Here is an 18,850-nt window from a genome sequence, read left to right on the forward strand (position 1 = left end):
GAGTGCCGGTGAGCAAGCGGCAGATGCAGAACATGCTGCGGTCGATGGCGGGGGGCGGGCCCGTCGAGCTCACCAGCCTCATGGCGTCCGTGAAGAAACTGGCCCGGCTGGCCTTCGTGGCCCAGCAGTTCGGCTACGAGTACGCGGACGCCCGGCAGGGCGGCGGGTCGCGGGGCAGCGCGCTGAAGATGGTGATCGTCCCCGACCCCGCCCCGCAGGCACGCGCGCGTGCCGCGCAGACCTGGGCGCAGTACCCGAACGCCTCCGACGGCGTCTCCCTGCCGCCGCTGATACCGGACGCCGTCGAGCTCCTCAAGGCCCGCATCAACTTCGACCTCACCGGCAAGAACGCCGAGAAGCGCATGGCGTACGGCGCGCTGGGCGTCACCGTCGGCTGCGTGATCCTCGGCGTCCGGCTCGGCGGCACGAGCACCGACTTCGTCGCCGCCATCGCCTGGGTCGTCTTCATGGTCATCCTCGGCATCGGCTTCGTCGTCACCCGGCACCGCAACGCGAAGTTCGCCGCCCGCCTCCAGGCCGCCGGTTTCACCCCGGTGCCCGACGAGACCGGCCGGCTGCGCTACCTCCCGCCGGGCGCGCTACCCGGATACGGCCAGTACCCCGCCCCTCCCCACGGTCAGCACCCGTACGGCGGCGGGTACGGACACCCGCAGCAGCACCAGGCCTACCCGCAGCAGCCGCCGTACCAGCAGCAGCCGTATCCCCAGCAGTACCCGCAGCAGTACCCTCACCCCCAACCCCAGCCCCACCCGTCCCAGCCGTACCCGCCCCAGGCCCCCAACCCCTACGGGCAGGCACCCCCGCGCTGAGTTCGTCCCGGAACCTCTCACCGGGCCGCGGCGCAAGGTGAGAGCAACGTTCCTTTCCGGTCACCCGCAGGCACAGCCCGGTAACGCGCTCTCCCTACCTTCGGGACTACCCGAGTCCCGGACCATCGTGGAGGCGTCATGACAGCCCCGAACACAGCCCCCGCACCCCCGTCCCCCACCAGCAGTACGAAGAGGAAGGGGAGCCGCTGGATCGAGGAGTGGGACCCGGAGGACGAGGTCTTCTGGAACGCGAAGGGCGAGCGGATCGCCCGCCGCAACCTGCTCTTCTCCGTCCTGTCCGAGCACATCGGCTTCTCGGTCTGGACCATGTGGTCCGTGCTGGTGCTCTTCATGGGCCCGGAGTACGGCCTCACCCCGGCCGACAAGTTCCTGCTGACGTCGATGGTGACGCTGGTCGGGGCCGTCGTGCGGGTGCCGTACACCTTCGCCGTCGCGGTCTTCGGCGGCCGGAACTGGACGATCGTCTCCGCCGCCCTCCTGCTGATCCCCACCGTCGCCGCGTTCACGGTGATGGAACCCGGGACCTCCTTCGGTACGTTCCTGCTGGTCGGGCTGCTCGCGGGCATCGGCGGCGGCAACTTCGCCTCCTCCATGACCAACATCAACGCCTTCTTCCCGCTCCGCAAGAAGGGCTGGGCGCTCGGGCTCAACGCGGGCGGCGGCAACATCGGCGTGCCGGTGATCCAGCTCATCGCCCTCGGCGTCATCGGGGCGAGCGGCGGGCCGCGCGTGCTGCTCGGGATCTACATCCCGCTGATCGTCGTCGCCGCGACCCTCGCCGCGCTGTTCATGGACAACCTCGCGGCCGTGCGGAACGACACCGGCGCCGCCGTCGACGCGGCGAAGGACCGCCACACCTGGATCATGTCGTTCCTGTACGTCGGGACGTTCGGCTCGTTCATCGGGTACTCCTTCGCCTTCGGCCAGGTGCTCACCAACCAGTTCGGCCGGACGCCCCTCCAGGCCGCCTACCTCACCTTCATCGGCCCGCTGCTCGGCTCCCTCATCCGGCCGGTCGGCGGCTGGCTCGCCGACCGCTACGGCGGCGCCCGCATCACCCTGTACAACTACGTCGGCATGGCCGCCGCCACCGCCGTCCTGGTCTTCGCCAGCATGCAGAAGTCGCTGCCGCTGTTCGTCGCCGTCTTCGTGGTGCTGTTCGTCCTCACCGGGCTCGGCAACGGGTCGACGTACAAGATGATCCCCGGCATCTTCCAGGCGAAGGCGGTCGCCAAGGGGCTGACGGGCGAGGAGGCGGCCCGCTACGGGCGTCGGCTGTCCGGCGCGTCCATGGGGCTCATCGGGGCGGTCGGCGCGCTCGGCGGGGTCGGCATCAACCTGGCCTTCCGGCAGTCCTTCCTCTCCTACGGCTCCGGGACCGGCGCGTTCGTCGCCTTCCTCGCCTTCTACGCGGTGTGCTTCGTGGTCACCTGGGCCGTATACCTTCGCCGCCCGGCCGCCGGCCGTGTCACCGCCGCCGGTACCGCGTCGCAGGCCGAGCCGCAGCTCAGCTATGCCGAGGTGTGACGTAACACTAGCGACATGAAGTCGAACCGAGCCTGTCATGCACCGTTGACAGGCTCGCTCGGCATGTAGGTCCATGCAGTGCGAGCCAGAGCGTGGGACGAGTGGTATGCACCAGGAACAGCAACGACCGGACACCGGGCCCGAGACCGCCGTCGAACACGGGCCCCTCGCGGGCTTCACCGTGGGCGTGACGGCCGCGCGCCGGGCCGAGGAGCTCGGCGCGCTGCTCCAGCGGCGTGGGGCGGCGGTGCTGCACGCGCCCGCCCTGCGCATCGTGCAGCTCGCCGACGACGGCGAACTGCTCGCCGCCACCCAGGGCCTCATCGACCGCGCGCCGGACGTCGTCGTCGCCACCACGGCCATCGGCTTCCGCGGCTGGGTCGAGGCCGCCGACGGCTGGGGGCTCGGCGAGCGGCTGCTCGACCGGCTCGGCGGCGTCGAGCTGCTGGCCCGCGGGCCCAAGGTCAAGGGCGCCATCCGGGCGGCGGGGCTGACAGAGGAGTGGTCGCCGTCCAGCGAGTCCATGGCCGAGGTCCTCGACCGGCTGCTGGAGGAGGGCGTCGAGGGCCGCCGGGTCGCCGTCCAACTGCACGGCGAGCCGCTGCCGGGGTTCGTCGAGTCGCTGCGGGTCGCGGGCGCGGAGGTCGTGGGGGTGCCCGTCTACCGGTGGATGCCGCCGGAGGACATCGCCCCGCTCGACCGGCTCCTCGACGCCGCCGTCTCCCGCGGACTGGACGCCGTCACCTTCACCAGCGCGCCCGCCGCCGCGTCCCTGCTGTCGCGGGCGGAAGAGCGCGGGCTGCTGCCCGAACTGCTCGCCGCCCTCCAGCACGACGTGCTGCCCGCCTGCGTCGGGCCGGTCACCGCGCTGCCGTTGCAGGCGCGGGGCGTGGACACCGTCGCCCCGGAGCGGTTCCGGCTCGGGCCGCTCGTGCAGTTGCTGTGCCGGGAACTGCCGTCGCGGGCGCGGGCGCTGCCGGTCGCCGGGCGCCGGATGGAGATCCGGGGGCACGCGGTGCTGGTGGACGGGTGCCTGAAGCCGGTGCCGCCGGCCGGGATGTCCCTGCTGCGGGCGCTGGCGCGGCGGCCGGGGTGGGTCGTGCCGCGCGCCGATCTGCTGCGGGTGTTGCCGGGTGCGGGGCGGGACGAGCATGCCGTCGAGACGGCGATGGCTCGGCTGCGGACCGCGCTCGGGGCGCCGAAGTTGATCCAGACGGTGGTGAAGCGGGGGTATCGGCTGGCGCTCGATCCCGCCGCCGATGCGAAGTACGCGGACGCGTAAGCGTGTTTCGCCCCCGCCGCCCCTACCCGTACCCATCCCTGGGGGCTGCGCCCCCAGACCCCCGCTTCGGCCCTGAACGGGCCTCGTCCTCAAACTCCCCCAGAGGGGGGACCCCCAGACGGGCTGGTTAATCGGGCTGGTGATTAGAGCCCTTCGCTGGCAGTGTGAAAGGTATGGATGAGCTTCGGTTCGATGCCGGGCGGGTCTGTCTTGATCTGCTGGCGACCGCGCATCCCTTCGAACGGCTTGATGCCGTCGGGCCGTTGGGGGTGTGGATCCGGGGGTGCGGGCTCGTCCCGCCGGGCACCCCGCTCGCCCATGCCGACGGGACCTGGCCGCCGGCCTTCCGGGAACTGCGGCGGGACGTCGGACGGTTGGTGCACGGGTGGCTGGTCCGCGGCGATGCCGGGGGGTACGACCTCGCCCTCGCGCGGGTCAACGACGTCGCCCGCGCCGCGCCCCCGACCCCCCGTGCCGTACGCGGCGAAGACGGGGCGCTCGTGCGGGCGTTGGACGGGCCGCCGGAGTGTGCCGCGCTGCTCGCCGCCGTGGCCCGGGACGCGGTGGAACTGCTCACCGATCCCGTCGTGCGGGCCGGGCTGCGGCAGTGCGCGGGGGACAACTGCCCGATCGTGTACGTCGACACGTCCCGGGGACACCGCAGGCGCTGGTGTTCCAGTGAGGTCTGCGGGAACCGGGAGCGGGTCGCGCGGCACCGGCGGCGCGCGGCGGCACTCGCGCGCGGGTGAGCCGCTCGACGGTCCCTCAACTGCCCTGTCTGGTATGCGGCTTTCGTGAGGGCGGGCCAGGTCGGCGGTCGAAGTGATTTCGATTACACGTCGTTTACTCGCGTCACGTCTCGGGCAGTCGGCGAGATCTTGTCGGTGTGGCGGAAATGTAAAGAAAGCGGGGTGGGAATGTGCCGCCATGTCCCCCTCGTCATGACACCCCGAAGAAAACTGTCGCCTCGCTTTGAACATCCGTCACTCCGCTTGCGTACCCGTCATCGAGCGACCGACTGGGGGAACCCCCGGACACCGGAGGTGGGCGTGCGCAAGGATGCGGCCGTGGCCAATGAACGTGGATCGAGGGCCCGACATCGCATGTCCCAGCCCTCGGAGCCTGACGAGGAGCTGATGCGTGCTCTGTATCGGGAGCATGCCGGACCTTTGCTTGCGTATGTCCTGCGCCTGGTTGCCGGAGACCGGCAGCGTGCCGAGGACGTCGTACAAGAGACGCTCATCCGTGCCTGGAAGAACGCCGGTCAGCTCAATCGGGCGACCGGATCGGTACGCCCCTGGCTGGTGACGGTCGCACGTCGCATCGTCATCGACGGCCACCGCAGCCGGCAGGCCCGGCCGCAGGAGGTCGACCCGTCGCCGCTGGAGGTCATTCCTGCGGAGGACGAGATCGACAAGGCGCTGTGGCTGATGACCCTGTCCGACGCTCTCGACGACCTGACCCCGGCCCACCGGGAGGTGCTCGTCGAGACGTACTTCAAGGGGCGTACCGTCAACGAGGCTGCCGAGACGCTGGGCATACCCAGCGGCACCGTTCGCTCTCGGGTCTTCTATGCCCTGCGGTCGATGAAGCTGGCTCTGGAAGAGCGTGGGGTGACGGCGTGATGAGCGGTTACGGGGGATTCGGCGCGGGTGGTTCGGGTATGTCTGGTCCCATGCAGGGATCAGTGGGATCTCCGAGCCCCAGTGAACACGAGACCGTCGGCGCCTACGCCCTGGGCATCCTCGACGACGCCGAGGCGACCGCCTTCGAGATGCATCTCGCGGGCTGCGAATGGTGCGCCCAGCAGCTCGACGAGCTCGCCGGCATGGAGCCCATGCTGGCCGCCCTCGCGGACCTGCCGGGCACCGGCACGCCCGCGATCGGCGAGTCCCTGTCCGCCCGCCCCAGCCCGCGCCTCGCGGAACGGCTGGTCGACGAGGTGTCCGAGCGCCGCGCGGTGAAGCGCCGCCGCTCGTTCTTCCTGGTGGCGGCCGCGGCCGCGCTGATCATCGGCGGCCCGCTCACCGTGCTGGCGGCGACCGGCGGCGACAGCGGCACCAAGGGGACCGAGGCGAGCGCCGTCAAGTCGGCAAGCTCTGCCAAGTCGACCTTCGAGACGCTCTCCGACCGGGTCACCGCGACCGACTCCACCTCCAAGGCGACGGCGACCGTCGCCATGGGCCAGAAGGCCTGGGGCACGGAGATCGGCGTCGAACTGAAGAACGTGACGGGCCCCGAGAAGTGCTCGCTCATCGCCGTCGGCAAGAACGGCGAGCGCGAGACGGTCTCCTCCTGGGCGGTCCCGCCGCAGGGCTACGGCATCCCGAACGCCACGACCGAGCAGGCCAAGAACCCGCTCTACGTGGTGGGCGGCGCGGCCTTCGCCCCGGACGAGATCGACCACTTCGAGATCATGACCTTCGACGGCAAGAAGATCGTCCAGGTCGACGCGTAGCTAGAGCGGGTCCCCTTCGCGTACGGTTGACGGCTGCCCAGCACGTCAGAAGGGGGCCCGGTGGCCGCTCAGGCTCAGCAGGAAACCGCGGTCGGATCGGTCCGGCACATGACGCCGGATTCGGTACGGGACCGCGAGATCAGCGTCGAACAGGAACACCTCGACCGGGTGTACCACCGGCTCGAGGAGAAGATCCACGAGGCCGAGTTCCTCATGAACGACGCGGCCAAGCGCGGCCAGGTCGGCACGCCCGGCGCTCTCGCCGAGCGGGACGCGCAGGTGTTCCGCGCCGGCGTCCACCTCAATCGGCTCAACAACGAGTTCGAGGACTTCCTGTTCGGGCGGATCGACCTGCTCCTCGGGAAGGACGGCAAGAAGGGCCCCGACGGCGCCTACACGGCCGTCGAACCCGCGGAGGGCTCGGTCCGGCCCGACGACACCGCCGACATCGCCGAGACGCTCCACATCGGCCGGATCGGCGTCCTCGACTCCGACTACGCCCCGCTCGTCATCGACTGGCGGGCGCCCGCCGCGGCACCCTTCTACCGCTCCACCCCGGTCGACCCGGGGCGGGTCGTACGGCGCAGGGTGATCCGCTCCAAGGGCCGCCGCGTCCTCGGCGTCGAGGACGACCTGATGCGTCCCGAGCTGAAGGCGTCCCTGGCCGGCGACGAACTCGCCGTCATCGGCGACGGCGCGCTGATGGCCGCCCTCGGACAGGCCCGCAGCCACACCATGCGGGACATCGTCGCCTCCATCCAGGCCGAACAGGACCTGGTCATCCGCGCCCCCGCCGCCTCCGTGACGTACGTCGAGGGCGGCCCGGGGACCGGCAAGACGGCCGTCGCCCTGCACCGCGCGGCCTACCTCCTCTACCAGGACCGGCGGCGGTACGCGGGCGGCATCCTCATCGTCTCGCCCACCCCGCTGCTCGTCGCGTACACCGAGGGCGTGCTGCCGTCCCTCGGCGAGGAGGGTCAGGTCGCCATCCGCGCCATCGGCTCCCTCGTCGACGGCGCGGAGGCCACCCTGTACGACTCCCCGGCCGTCGCCCGCGCCAAGGGCTCGTACCGGATGCTGAAGGTGCTGCGCAAGGCCGCACGCGGAGCGCTGGAGTCCGGCACCGGCGGCCGGCCCGCGGGCCGGAGCGGCGCGGGCCAGTTGAGCTTCGACGAGCCCCCGGCCGCCAGCGGCACGCCCACCCGGCTGCGGGTCGTCGCCTTCGGGCGCCGGCTGGAGCTGGAGGCCGCCGACCTGGACCGGGTCCGGCAGAACGCCCTCAGCGGCACCGCCCCGGTCAACCTGCTGCGCCCGCGCGCCCGCAAGCTGCTCCTGGACGCCCTGTGGGAGCGCTCCGGCGCGGCCGGCCGGCACACCGACCCCGAACTCGCCGCCGAGCTGCGCTCCTCCTTCGACGAGGACGTCACCACCGAGGACGCCTTCATCGCCTTCCTCGACGCCTGGTGGCCCGAGCTGACCCCGCAGGCCGTGCTGGCCGCCATGGCCGACGAACGGCGGCTCGGCCGCTGGGCGAGACGCATCCTCAACCCCGGCGAGGTCCGCAAGGTCGCCCGCGCCCTCAAGCGGGACGGCCGCTCGGTGCACGACATCGCCATGCTGGACGAACTCGAGTCGATCCTCGGCGCGCCGCTGCGCCCGAAGAAGCGCCGCGAACTCGACCCGCTGGACCACCTCACCGGCCTGGACGAGCTGATGCCGGTGCGCGAGGAGTCGCAGCGCGAGCGCGCCGAGCGGCTCGCGCAGGAGCGCACCGAGTACGCGCACGTCATCGTCGACGAGGCGCAGGACCTCACCCCGATGCAGTGGCGGATGGTCGGCCGCCGCGGCCGGCACGCCACCTGGACGGTCGTCGGCGACCCGGCCCAGTCCTCCTGGTCCGACCCCGACGAGGCCGCCGAGGCCCGCGACGAGGCCCTCGGCACCCGCCCCCGCCGCCGCTTCCAGCTCACCGTGAACTACCGCAACCCGGCCGAGATCGCCGAGCTGGCCGCCAAGGTGCTGGCGCTGGCCATGCCGGGCGCCGAGTCCCCGTCGGCGGTCAGGTCGACGGGCGTCGTGCCCCGCTTCGCGGCCGTGACCGCACCCGCGACCCTGGCGTCGGCCGTCCGGACCGAGGCCGCCCGGCTCCTCGACCAGGTCGACGGCACCGTCGGCGTCGTCGTCGCCATGAACCGCCGCGAGGAGGCCAGGCGCTGGCTCGCCGGGCTCGGCGACCGCGTGGTGGCCCTCGGCAGCCTGGAGGCCAAGGGCCTGGAGTACGACGCCACGGTCGTCGTCTCCCCGGCGGAGATCGCCGACGAGAGCCCGGCCGGCCTGCGCGTGCTGTACGTGGCCCTCACCCGGGCCACCCAGCAGCTCACGGTCGTCTCCGGGGACCGCGACGAACCGGACGCGAACGGCGTCCCCGACCTCCTCAGGGACTGACATGTTCCTCGGGAGCCGACTGTTTCCTGTGAAGGGGCCGGACGGGAATGGCGTTCGGCGATCCGTTTGTTAGCCTGGTCGTGACACCGGCTCGATCCAAGCCCCCGGGCTCAACCTTCGTCGCTACGAGCGACCACTTGCCGCGAGGCGAGCATGGCGGGTCGGTGTCACCTACGTGAGAGAGGCCCACGTCACATCAGTGACGTGGGCCTCTTTCGTTGCCCGGCCGACTCTCGTATGGTGGAAGTCGTTTTCCGAAGTCGCAGTGACTTTCCGTGCCGTGAACAAAACGTCCGCAATACCAGGGCGGCTACCACGTACTCGGGGGTAGGTGCGACGATCGGACGGCAAACCCGCGACCCACCCAGCAGTGCAGAGGAAGTCGGCCATGGCAACGGCGCCCAGCGTCTCCTACTCGATGACGGTCCGGCTGGAGGTGCCCGCGAGCGGAACCGCGGTCTCCCAGCTCACCGGAGCCGTCGAGTCCCACGGAGGCTCGGTCACCGGCCTCGACGTCACCGCCTCCGGGCACGAGAAGCTCCGCATCGACGTCACCATCGCGGCCACCTCCACCGCCCACGCCGACGAGATCGTCGAGCAACTGCGCGGCATCGAGGGCGTCACCCTCGGCAAGGTCTCCGACCGTACGTTCCTGATGCACCTCGGCGGCAAGATCGAGATGCAGTCCAAGCACCCCATCCGCAACCGTGACGATCTCTCGATGATCTACACGCCGGGTGTGGCCCGCGTCTGCATGGCGATCGCCGAGAACCCCGAGGACGCCCGCCGCCTCACCATCAAGCGCAACTCCGTTGCGGTCGTGACGGACGGCTCGGCCGTGCTGGGCCTGGGCAACATCGGCCCCAAGGCCGCCCTGCCGGTGATGGAGGGCAAGGCGGCCCTCTTCAAGCGGTTCGCCGGCATCGACGCCTGGCCGCTGTGCCTGGACACCCAGGACACCGACGAGATCGTCGCGATCGTCAAGGCGATCGCCCCGGGCTTCGCGGGCATCAACCTCGAGGACATCTCGGCCCCGCGCTGCTTCGAGATCGAGGCCCGGCTGCGCGAGGCCCTCGACATCCCCGTCTTCCACGACGACCAGCACGGCACCGCGATCGTCGTCCTCGCCTCCCTCACGAACGCCCTGCGTGTCGTGGGCAAGGGCATCGGGGACGTCCGGGTCGTCATGTCCGGCGCGGGCGCCGCCGGCACGGCCATCCTCAAGCTGCTGCTCGCGGCCGGCGTGAAGAACGCGGTCGTCGCCGACATCCACGGCGTCGTCCACGCGGACCGCGCGGACCTCGTCGACGCGGCCCAGGACTCGGCGCTGCGCTGGATCGCCGACAACACCAACCCCGAGAGCCTCACCGGCACCCTGAAGGAGGCCGTGCGCGGCGCGGACGTCTTCATCGGCGTCTCCGCCCCGAACGTCCTCGACGGCACCGACGTGGCCGCGATGGCCGACGACGCGATCGTGTTCGCACTCGCGAACCCGGACCCCGAGGTTGACCCGGCGATCGCCCGCCAGACGGCCGCGGTCGTGGCCACCGGCCGCTCCGACTTCCCCAACCAGATCAACAACGTGCTGGTCTTCCCGGGTGTCTTCCGCGGCCTGCTGGACGCGCAGTCCCGCACGGTCAACACCGACATGATGCTGGCGGCTGCAAAGGCCCTGTCCGAGGTCGTCAGCGACGACGAGCTGAACGCGAACTACATCATCCCGAGCGTCTTCAACGACAAGGTCGCCGGCGCGGTCGCGGGCGCGGTGCGGGAGGCCGCGAAGGCGGTCGGCGCGTCGGCCTCGTAGGCTCTGACACGCAGGCTCTCTACGCAGGACGCGGGGGCTGTGGGTGGCGCGAGTGCTGTCGCGAGTGTTTCGCGAGGGTTGTGAGGATCGCCACGGCAGCCTTCGCGACGGCGCGTCGCGGAACGTCGCGCCGTGAGCGGCACTCTAGGGTTGCGCCCGAGCTAAGCGCTCTCGCGTGACACACAAGGGTTGTCCCACCACTCCGAGCGGGTGCCGGATTGGCTTTCCCGCCGCTGGTAGGGGCAGGATGCGTCCCTGGGCGCGAGCACAACGACTTCGCTGTGCCCCACAGGCGGCTCCGCCGCGTGGCACGCCTCAACGGCAAGAAGAACACGGGAGTAACAACATGAACCGCAGTGAGCTGGTGGCCGCGCTGGCCGACCGCGCCGAGGTGACCCGCAAGGACGCCGACGCAGTGCTGGCCGCGTTCGCCGAGGTCGTCGGCGACATCGTCTCCAAGGGCGACGAGAAGGTCACCATCCCCGGCTTCCTGACCTTCGAGCGCACCCACCGTGCCGCTCGCACCGCGCGCAACCCGCAGACCGGCGACCCGATCCAGATCCCGGCCGGCTACAGCGTCAAGGTCTCCGCGGGCTCGAAGCTCAAGGAAGCCGCCAAGGGCAAGTAACGCTTCGCTTGAAAGCGCCGTGGGTGATGCGGCGCCGTGGGCAATACGAGGGGGCGGCACCCGGACTTCGGGTGCCGCCCCCTCGTGGTTGCGCTTACCGACGGGCTAGCCGAGTGCCTTGCCCGGGAGTTCTACCTTTGCGCCCAGTTCCACGAGCTTTTCCATGAAGTTCTCGTAGCCGCGGTTGATGAGGTCGATGCCGTGGACGCGGGAGGTGCCCTGGGCCGCGAGGGCGGCGATCAGGTACGAGAAGCCGCCGCGCAGGTCGGGGATGACCAGGTCGGCGCCCTGGAGCTTGGTGGGGCCGGAGACGACCGCCGAGTGCAGGAAGTTGCGCTGGCCGAAGCGGCAGTTCGAGCCGCCCAGGCACTCGCGGTAGAGCTGGATGTGGGCGCCCATCTGGTTGAGCGCGGAGGTGAAGCCGAGGCGGGACTCGTAGACCGTCTCGTGGATGATCGACAGGCCCGTGGCCTGGGTCAGCGCGACCACCAGGGGCTGCTGCCAGTCGGTCTGGAAACCGGGGTGGACGTCCGTCTCCAGCGCGATCGACTTCAACTGGCCGCCGGGGTGCCAGAAGCGGATGCCCTCGTCGTCGATCTCGAAGGCGCCGCCCACCTTGCGGTAGGTGTTCAGGAACGTCATCATCGAGCGCTGCTGGGCGCCGCGGACGTAGATGTTGCCCTCGGTCGCCAGCGCCGCGCTCGCCCAGGAGGCGGCCTCCAGCCGGTCCGAGAGGGCCGCGTGGTTGTAGCCGCCGAGCTTGTCCACACCGGTGATGCGGATGGTGCGGTCGGTGTCCATCGCGATGATGGCGCCCATCTTCTGCAGGACGCAGATGAGGTCCTCGATCTCCGGCTCCACCGCCGCGTTCGCCAGCTCGGTGACGCCCTCGGCCAGGACGGCCGTCAGCAGCACCTGCTCGGTCGCGCCGACCGACGGGTACGGCAGCACGATCTTCGTGCCGCGCAGCCGCTGCGGGGCCTCCAGGTACTGGCCGTCCTCGCGCTTCTCGATCTTCGCGCCGAACTGCCGCAGCACGTCGAAGTGGAAGTCGATCGGCCGGCCGCCGATGTCGCAGCCGCCCAGACCCGGGATGAACGCGTGCCCGAGGCGGTGCAGCAGCGGCCCGCAGAACAGGATCGGGATCCGGCTGGAGCCCGCGTGGGCGTCGATGTCGGCGACGTTGGCGCTCTCCACGTAGGTCGGGTCGAGCACCAGCTCGCCCGGCTCCTCGCCCGGACGGACCGTCACCCCGTGCAGTTGCAGCAGGCCGCGCACGACCCGCACGTCACGAATGTCCGGAACGTTGCGCAGCCGGCTCGGCTCACTGCCCAGCAGGGCGGCGACCATGGCCTTGGGTACGAGGTTCTTCGCACCGCGGACACGGATCTCGCCCTCGAGCGGGGTTCCGCCGTGGACAAGCAGTACGTCGTCAGAGCCGTTGACGGTCATGTATCTCGCGTTCCATGGATGGTGGATGGGGCAGCGGGCCTTGAATCGGCCTCGGGTCGGCCTTGAGTCGGCCTCGGGTCGGGGCAGTGGCCAGATGAGACAGAGTAATCGCCGTCGCCCCCTGTCCCGTAAGCCCACGGGCGACCCGGGATCGTCATAGCCCTGTCACAACACGAACCGTTCCCCGGCGGGCACGGGGGGTCACCACCGGCCGTCCCCCTTCGTCCGTGCGCCCCGACCGCCCCCGTGCGCCCGACCTGCCGCGCCTTCCGATGCCCGCATTGCCTCCCCACTTCCCGGGAATGTGCGGGATCATGTCTGGCATGACCGAGGTGTCCTCGCTCACAGGACGGCTGCTCGTGGCAACGCCCGCCCTGGCGGACCCGAACTTCGACCGCGCGGTGGTGCTGCTTCTCGACCACGACGAGAAGGGCTCCCTCGGCGTCGTCCTCAACCGGCCCACCCCGGTGGGCGTGAGCGACATCCTGGAGGGCTGGGCGGACTTCACCGGCGAACCCGGCGTCGTCTTCCAGGGCGGCCCGGTGTCCCTCGACTCCGCCCTCGGGGTCGCCGTCATCCCGGGCGGCCCGGCCGTCGACGGGACCCCGCTGGGCTGGCGGCGGGTGCACGGCGCGATCGGCCTCGTCGACCTGGAGGCCCCGCCGCAGCTCCTCGCCCCGGCCCTCGGCTCCCTGCGGATCTTCGCCGGATACGCCGGCTGGGGCCCCGGCCAGTTGCAGGACGAACTGGTGGACGGCGCCTGGTACGTCGTGGACTCCGAGCCCGGCGACGTCTCCTGCCCGTGCCCGGAGCGGCTCTGGCGCGAGGTGCTGCGCCGCCAGCGCAGCGAACTGGCGATGGTGGCGACGTACCCGGACGACGCCTCGCTCAACTGACGCGGCGAGTGACGCCGGTGAGTGATGCCCGCGAGTGACGTCCGCGAGCTTCTGACGCGGGTGAGTTTCGGTGCGCGGCTTCAGTACCCTGGACGGCATGAGCACTCTTGAGCCTGAGACCCAGCCCCAGCGAGGCACTGGGACGGGGACCCTCGTGGAGCCGACGCCGCAGGTGTCGCACGGCGACGGGGACCACGAGCGCTTCGCTCACTACGTCCAGAAGGACAAGATCATGGCGAGCGCCCTGGACGGCACGCCCGTCGTGGCGCTCTGCGGCAAGGTCTGGGTGCCCGGCCGCGATCCGAAGAAGTATCCGGTGTGCCCGATGTGCAAGGAGATCTTCGAGTCCATGGGCGCGGGCGGCGACGACAAGGGCAAGGGCGGCGACAAGAAGTAGCCCTGTTCGAAAGCCCCCGCTGCGGCGCCTGACGCGCAGCGGGGGCTTTTGGCGTCTTCTGGCGTGTTCTGGCGTCTTCTGTCGTTGCGTGGGGTGCGTCAAGTGGTCACAGAGTGGTTGAGGCCTCTTGTCGTCGTGTTCATGTAGTCCCTAGCCTCCGGTGTGTTGTGCAGAGCAAAACAGTCATTGCACATGGCGCAACGCTCGCTCGCTCGGAGGATCGCCCGATGAAGCTCCCCACCAGGCTCCCCACCCGACTGGCCGTGCTCGCGGCCGCCGCCCTGGTCGCCACCGCCTGCGCCCCCCAGACGTCCGGCAACTCCTCTTCCGACACGGACGCGAAGACGGGCACCCTGCGTGTCTGGCTCTTCCAGGAGGTCGGCAACAAGCCGAAGGAACAGGTCGTCGACTCGGTCGTCGCCGCCTTCGAGAAGGCCCACGACGGCGCGAAGGTCGACGTCGAGTACATCCCGATCGACACCCGCGCCCAGCGCGTCAAGGCCGCCTTCAACGACCCGAAGTCCGCCCCGGACGTCATGGAGTACGGCAACACCGACACGGCCGGTTACGTCCATGACGGCGGACTCCTCGACGTCACCGAGGACTTCGGCGACTGGAGCGAGGCCAAGGACACCGACCCGACCGCCAGACAGTCCGTCACCGTCGACGGCAAGGTCTACGGCGCCCCCTTCTACGTCGGCGTCCGCGCCCTCTACTACCGCACGGACGTCTTCGAGGCACTCGGCCTGGACGTCCCGAAGACCATGGACGAACTGGCCGCCACCGCCCGCAGGATCCGCGCCGCCAAGCCGGACCTGTACGGCCTGGTCGTCGGCGGCGCGTACACCTACGGCGCGCTGCCGTTCGTGTGGGCCAACGGCGGCGAACTCGCCGACGGCAAGAACGGCTCGTACGCCTCCGCCATCGACAGCGCGGACGCCCGCACCGGCATCACCGCGTACACCTCGCTCTTCTCCGACGACAACTGTCCCGCCGCCAAGTGCGCAGGCATGGGCGGCAACGACACCATCAGCGCGTTCGCGGCCGGCAAGGCGGGCATGGCGATCGGCGGCGACTTCAGCCACACGGCGGTGGAGGCGGGCGCGGTGAAGGGCAAGTACGCGGTCGTCCCGCTGCCCGGCGTCACGTCCGGGTCGGTCGCGCCGGCCTTCGCGGGCGGCAACAACATCGGCGTCCTGAAGAGCACCACGCACCGGACGCTCGCCGTCGAGCTGATGGAGGCCCTCGCCGCCAAGAAGACGCAGGCGTCGCTGTTCGACGCGATGGGGTTTCTGCCGACGTTCACGGACGTCCGTGAGCAGGCTGCCGCGCGGGAGCCGTTCGTGAAGCCGTTCGTGCGGACGCTGGCTGCCGGGACGAAGTTCGTGCCCGCCTCGCCCGCGTGGTCGCAGATCGACTCGTCCCTCGTCCTGCCGACCATGTTCCAGGAGGTCGTCAGCGGCAAGGAGGGGGTTGCGGCTGCTTCCACCGAGGCGGCCAAGAAGATGGACGCGGCGTTTGGCTCCGCCGGGTGACGGCGCCTATTGAATCGGGGGCTGGGGAGCGTTTGCGGCTGCGGGCCGGCCGTGGCTGGTCGCGCCCACGCGGCGGTAGCCGCAGATTCAACACAGCCCCGCGCCCCTTGGGGGGTCGCAGTGCACCCTGGTTGTATCTCGCACCCGCCCTCGTCGTACTCGCTGCCCTGCTCGCTTATCCCGTTTATCAGCTTGGGCTGATATCGCTGTTCAAGTACACCCAGGCGCAGGTCAGTGGTGGGCAGCCGACGGTGTTTCGGGGGGTCGGGAACTACGTCGACGTCTTCTCGGACGGGCAGTTCTGGCAGGTGTTGCTGTCGACGGTCGTGTTCGCGGGGGCCTGTGTGGTGTCCACGCTCGCCGTCGGCTGTGCGCTCGCCGTGCTGCTCACGCGCGTGCGTGCCGTGCCTCGGCTCGCGCTGATGCTGGCCGCGCTGGGCGCGTGGGCTACTCCGGCGGTCACCGGTTCCACGGTCTGGCTGCTGCTGTTCGACCCCGACTTCGGGCCCGTCAACCGGATGCTGGGCCTCGGCGACCACTCGTGGACGTACGGCCGTTACAGCGCCTTCCTCCTCGTGCTGCTCGAAGTGGTGTGGTGCTCGTTCCCGTTCGTGATGGTCACCGTCTACGCCGGGATCCGCGCCGTCCCGACGGAGGTGCTGGAGGCCGCCGCGCTCGACGGCGCTTCGCAGTGGCGGATCTGGCGGTCCGTGCTCGCGCCGCTGCTGCGGCCGATCCTCGTGGTCGTCACCATCCAGTCGGTCATCTGGGACTTCAAGGTCTTCACCCAGATCTACGTCATGACGAACGGCGGAGGCATCGCCGGGCAGAACCTCGTCCTGAACGTCTACGCCTACCAACAGGCCTTCGCGTCCTCGCAGTACGGCCTCGGCTCGGCGATCGGCGTCGTGATGCTGCTGATCCTGCTCGCCGTCACGCTCGGGTACCTGCGGCTGCTGCGCGGGCAGGGGGAGGAACTGTGAACGCGCTGCGGGGCCTTGTGGCCCGTCCCGGGCGGCTCGCCGCCGAGGCGGGCGCGCTGCTGGTCGCGGCCGTCGTCGCGTTCCCGCTCTACTGGATGGTGCTCAGCGCCTTCAAACCGGCCGGGGAGATCGAGTCCGACGCGCCGCGGCCATGGACGCTCGCGCCCTCGCTGGATTCCTTCCGGCGGGTGTTCGGGCAGCAGGAATTCGGCCGTTACTTCCTCAACAGTCTTGTCGTCGCGGGCGCGGTGGTGATCGCCTCCGGAGTGATCGCGTTTCTCGCCGCGACCGCCGTGACCCGATTCCGGTTCCGCTTCCGGACCACCCTGCTGATCATGTTCCTGGTGGCTCAGATGGTGCCGGTGGAGGCCCTGACGATCCCCTTGTTCTTCCTCATGCGGGACTTCGGCCAGTTGAACACCCTGGGGTCGCTGATCCTGCCCCACATCGCCTTCTCGCTGCCCTTCGCGATCTGGATGCTGAGGGGGTTCGTGAAAGCGGTTCCGGAGGCGCTGGAGGAGGCCGCGTACCTCGACGGGGCGAGCCGCGGACGCTTTCTGTGGCAGATCCTTTTTCCGCTCGTCCTGCCGGGGCTGGTGGCCACGAGCGTGTTTTCCTTCATCTCCGCCTGGAACGACTTCCTCTTCGCCAAGTCCTTCATCATCAGCGACACTTCCCAGTCGACGCTGCCGATGGCTCTCCTGGTCTTCTACAAGCCGGACGACCCGGACTGGGGCGGCGTGATGGCGGGCTCCACGGTGATGACGATTCCGGTGCTGGTGTTCTTCGTACTCGTACAGCGACGACTGGTCTCCGGGCTGGGCGGAGCGGTTAAGGACTGACCATGACGTCACTCATTCCGGCGCCCCGCCGGGTCGTCGCCGGTTTTGGCGAGGTACGGCTGACAGGGGACTCCCGGCTCTGCGCCGGTCCCGGGACGGAGGGCGTCGGCCGCTGGCTGAGCGCCGTCCTCCAGCAGGCCACCGGCCTGCCGCTGCGCGAGGGGCGGCAGCCCGACGACACCGGCGACACCGGCATCGGGCTCCGGCTGGACCCCGAGCTCGGCCCCGAGGAGTACCGCCTCGTCAGCGACCCGACCGGCGTCCGCGTCGAGGGCGGCAGCGCGGCCGGTGTCTTCCGGGGCGCTCAGACGCTGCGGCAGCTCCTGGGCCCCGACGCGTACCGCAGGGCCCCGCTGAGCCGCGACCGCGCCTGGGCCGTACCGCACGTCACGATCGAGGACGCGCCCCGATTCCGGTGGCGCGGCCTCATGCTCGACGTGGCCCGGCACTTCATGCCCAAGGAAGGCGTCCTGCGCTACCTGGACCTGATGGCGGCGCACAAACTCAACGTCTTCCACTTCCATCTGACGGACGATCAGGGCTGGCGCGTCGAGATCAGGCGGCACCCCCGGCTCACCGAGGTCGGTTCCTGGCGCGCACGGACGAAATTCGGTCACCGCGCCTCACCGCTCTGGGACGAGAAGCCGCACGGTGGCTACTACTCCCAGGACGACATCCGGGAGATCGTCGCGTACGCCGCCGAGCGGCATATCGCCGTCGTCCCCGAAATCGACGTACCCGGCCACTCGCAGGCCGCGATCGCCGCGTATCCGGAACTCGGCAACACCGACGTCAACACCGCGTCGAGCAAGGGGGACACCGCCCTCTCCGTCTGGGACACCTGGGGGATCAACCCGAACGTACTCGCACCCACTGACAACACCCTGCGCTTCTACGAAGGGGTCTTCGAGGAAGTCCTCGAACTCTTCCCGTCGGAGTTCGTGCACATCGGGGGCGACGAATGCCCCAAGGACCAGTGGCGGCACTCGCCCACCGCACAGGCCCGCATCCGGGAACTCGGACTCGCGGACGAGGACCAGTTGCAGTCCTGGTTCATCGGCCACTTCGACACGTGGCTCTCCGCGCGCGGGCGTCGGCTCATCGGCTGGGACGAGATCCTGGAGGGCGGGCTCGCCGAGGGCGCGGCGGTGTCGTCCTGGCGCGGGTACGCGGGCGGGATCGCCGCCGCGCGCGCGGGACACGACGTCGTCATGTGCCCCGAGCAGCAGGTGTACCTGGACCACCGGCAGGCGCCGGGTCCGGACGAGCCGGTGCCGATCGGCTACGTGCGCACCCTGGAGGACGTCTACCGGTTCGAGCCCGTTCCCGACGAGTTGACGCCCCGGGAGGCGGCGCACGTGCTCGGCACGCAGGCCAACCTGTGGACCGAGGTGATGGAGGACCACGCGCGCGTGGACTATCAGGCGTTCCCCCGGCTCGCCGCCTTCGCCGAGGTCGCCTGGAGCGCCCTGCCCGCCCCGGCGGAACGGGACTTCGCCGGTTTCGAGGAGCGGATGACGGCCCATTACGCGCGCCTCGACGCCCTGGGCGTCGGCTACCGGCCGCCGTCCGGACCCCGGCCGTGGCAGCGGCGGCCCGGTGTCCTCGGGCGGCCGATCGACGGCCCGCCCCCGAACCGGTAGTCGCGGTCCGTCCGGATACACGTCATACACGTCACGGATAAACCCTGGCAGGACCACCGAAGGGTGGCAATTCGCCCGCTCCGGTGATGACGTACGAAAACGGG

At 70.5% G+C, this 18,850-nt stretch carries 16 protein-coding genes; 15 read left to right on the top strand and 1 reads right to left on the bottom strand.

The window, feature by feature from the left end; genetic code table 11:
* The first annotated feature begins 8 nt into the window (after positions 1-8).
* The 9 genes from BMZ82_RS06350 to BMZ82_RS06390 all read left to right on the top strand — a co-directional run bounded on the left by BMZ82_RS06350 (position 9) and on the right by BMZ82_RS06390 (position 10,998).
* Positions 9-830: a hypothetical protein gene (locus BMZ82_RS06350; protein WP_093772583.1), complete on the top strand. Its 822-nt coding sequence runs from the start codon at positions 9-11 to the stop codon at positions 828-830.
* Positions 831-968: 138 nt separating this feature from the next.
* Complete coding sequence (locus BMZ82_RS06355; protein WP_093772585.1) at positions 969-2,378, top strand: nitrate/nitrite transporter; 1,410 nt, start codon at positions 969-971, stop codon at positions 2,376-2,378.
* Positions 2,379-2,484: 106 nt separating this feature from the next.
* A complete protein-coding gene (locus tag BMZ82_RS06360) occupies positions 2,485-3,660 on the top strand; it encodes a uroporphyrinogen-III synthase (RefSeq protein WP_093772587.1) in 1,176 nt (391 codons plus the stop codon).
* A gap of 173 nt (positions 3,661-3,833) precedes the next feature.
* Positions 3,834-4,409, top strand: a complete 576-nt coding sequence (locus tag BMZ82_RS06365) for a CGNR zinc finger domain-containing protein (protein ID WP_093772589.1) — start codon at positions 3,834-3,836, stop codon at positions 4,407-4,409.
* 354 nt (positions 4,410-4,763) lie between these two features.
* On the top strand, positions 4,764-5,285 hold the full coding sequence (locus BMZ82_RS06370) for a sigma-70 family RNA polymerase sigma factor (protein ID WP_010039908.1): 522 nt from the start codon (positions 4,764-4,766) through the stop codon (positions 5,283-5,285).
* 50 nt (positions 5,286-5,335) lie between these two features.
* Positions 5,336-6,118 carry an anti-sigma factor family protein gene (locus BMZ82_RS06375; protein WP_093772591.1) on the top strand — a complete coding sequence of 261 codons (783 nt, stop codon included), beginning with the start codon at positions 5,336-5,338 and terminating at the stop codon, positions 6,116-6,118.
* A gap of 60 nt (positions 6,119-6,178) precedes the next feature.
* A complete protein-coding gene (locus BMZ82_RS06380; protein ID WP_093772593.1) occupies positions 6,179-8,563 on the top strand; it encodes a HelD family protein in 2,385 nt (794 codons plus the stop codon).
* Between the two features lie 388 nt (positions 8,564-8,951).
* Positions 8,952-10,370: an NAD-dependent malic enzyme gene (locus tag BMZ82_RS06385; protein ID WP_093772595.1), complete on the top strand. Its 1,419-nt coding sequence runs from the start codon at positions 8,952-8,954 to the stop codon at positions 10,368-10,370.
* Between the two features lie 346 nt (positions 10,371-10,716).
* Entirely contained in the window at positions 10,717-10,998 is a 282-nt protein-coding gene (locus BMZ82_RS06390) for an HU family DNA-binding protein (RefSeq protein ID WP_004000874.1), read from the top strand.
* Between the two features lie 105 nt (positions 10,999-11,103).
* Here the strand turns inward: BMZ82_RS06390 and murA are convergent, their stop codons facing one another.
* The gene (murA, locus tag BMZ82_RS06395; RefSeq protein WP_093772597.1) at positions 11,104-12,450 is read right to left on the bottom strand and encodes a UDP-N-acetylglucosamine 1-carboxyvinyltransferase; all 1,347 of its coding nucleotides are present in this window, start codon (positions 12,448-12,450) and stop codon (positions 11,104-11,106) included.
* 323 nt (positions 12,451-12,773) lie between these two features.
* Between murA and BMZ82_RS06400 the strand changes: the two genes are divergently transcribed.
* The 6 genes from BMZ82_RS06400 to BMZ82_RS06425 all read left to right on the top strand — a co-directional run bounded on the left by BMZ82_RS06400 (position 12,774) and on the right by BMZ82_RS06425 (position 18,746).
* Positions 12,774-13,346 (top strand): YqgE/AlgH family protein, encoded by a 573-nt coding sequence (locus BMZ82_RS06400; RefSeq protein WP_093772599.1) that lies wholly within the window; start codon positions 12,774-12,776, stop codon positions 13,344-13,346.
* Positions 13,347-13,443: 97 nt separating this feature from the next.
* Positions 13,444-13,743 (top strand): DUF3039 domain-containing protein, encoded by a 300-nt coding sequence (locus tag BMZ82_RS06405; RefSeq protein ID WP_093772932.1) that lies wholly within the window; start codon positions 13,444-13,446, stop codon positions 13,741-13,743.
* Positions 13,744-13,970: 227 nt separating this feature from the next.
* Positions 13,971-15,278, top strand: coding sequence for an extracellular solute-binding protein (locus BMZ82_RS06410; RefSeq protein ID WP_093772601.1), 1,308 nt, complete (start codon positions 13,971-13,973; stop codon positions 15,276-15,278).
* Between the two features lie 38 nt (positions 15,279-15,316).
* Positions 15,317-16,261, top strand: coding sequence for a carbohydrate ABC transporter permease (locus BMZ82_RS06415; protein ID WP_093772934.1), 945 nt, complete (start codon positions 15,317-15,319; stop codon positions 16,259-16,261).
* Entirely contained in the window at positions 16,258-17,103 is an 846-nt protein-coding gene (locus tag BMZ82_RS06420) for a carbohydrate ABC transporter permease (protein ID WP_093772603.1), read from the top strand. Before BMZ82_RS06415 ends, BMZ82_RS06420 begins: the two co-directional genes overlap by 4 nt.
* Positions 17,104-17,105: 2 nt before the next feature.
* On the top strand, positions 17,106-18,746 hold the full coding sequence (locus BMZ82_RS06425) for a beta-N-acetylhexosaminidase (protein ID WP_093772605.1): 1,641 nt from the start codon (positions 17,106-17,108) through the stop codon (positions 18,744-18,746).
* Positions 18,747-18,850 lie beyond the last annotated feature (104 nt).

The organism is Streptomyces sp. yr375 (assembly GCF_900110755.1).
Lineage (GTDB): Bacteria > Actinomycetota > Actinomycetes > Streptomycetales > Streptomycetaceae > Streptomyces.

Coding starts and splice junctions, on each gene's coding strand:
- BMZ82_RS06410 (WP_093772601.1), top strand. CDS start 13,971: ATGAAGCTCCCCACCAGGCTCCCCACCCGACTGGCCGTGCTCGCGGCC.
- BMZ82_RS06425 (WP_093772605.1), top strand. CDS start 17,106: ATGACGTCACTCATTCCGGCGCCCCGCCGGGTCGTCGCCGGTTTTGGC.
- BMZ82_RS06405 (WP_093772932.1), top strand. CDS start 13,444: ATGAGCACTCTTGAGCCTGAGACCCAGCCCCAGCGAGGCACTGGGACG.
- murA (WP_093772597.1), bottom strand. CDS start 12,450: ATGACCGTCAACGGCTCTGACGACGTACTGCTTGTCCACGGCGGAACC.
- BMZ82_RS06370 (WP_010039908.1), top strand. CDS start 4,764: ATGTCCCAGCCCTCGGAGCCTGACGAGGAGCTGATGCGTGCTCTGTAT.
- BMZ82_RS06385 (WP_093772595.1), top strand. CDS start 8,952: ATGGCAACGGCGCCCAGCGTCTCCTACTCGATGACGGTCCGGCTGGAG.
- BMZ82_RS06355 (WP_093772585.1), top strand. CDS start 969: ATGACAGCCCCGAACACAGCCCCCGCACCCCCGTCCCCCACCAGCAGT.
- BMZ82_RS06390 (WP_004000874.1), top strand. CDS start 10,717: ATGAACCGCAGTGAGCTGGTGGCCGCGCTGGCCGACCGCGCCGAGGTG.
- BMZ82_RS06375 (WP_093772591.1), top strand. CDS start 5,336: ATGCAGGGATCAGTGGGATCTCCGAGCCCCAGTGAACACGAGACCGTC.
- BMZ82_RS06365 (WP_093772589.1), top strand. CDS start 3,834: ATGGATGAGCTTCGGTTCGATGCCGGGCGGGTCTGTCTTGATCTGCTG.
- BMZ82_RS06360 (WP_093772587.1), top strand. CDS start 2,485: ATGCACCAGGAACAGCAACGACCGGACACCGGGCCCGAGACCGCCGTC.
- BMZ82_RS06400 (WP_093772599.1), top strand. CDS start 12,774: ATGACCGAGGTGTCCTCGCTCACAGGACGGCTGCTCGTGGCAACGCCC.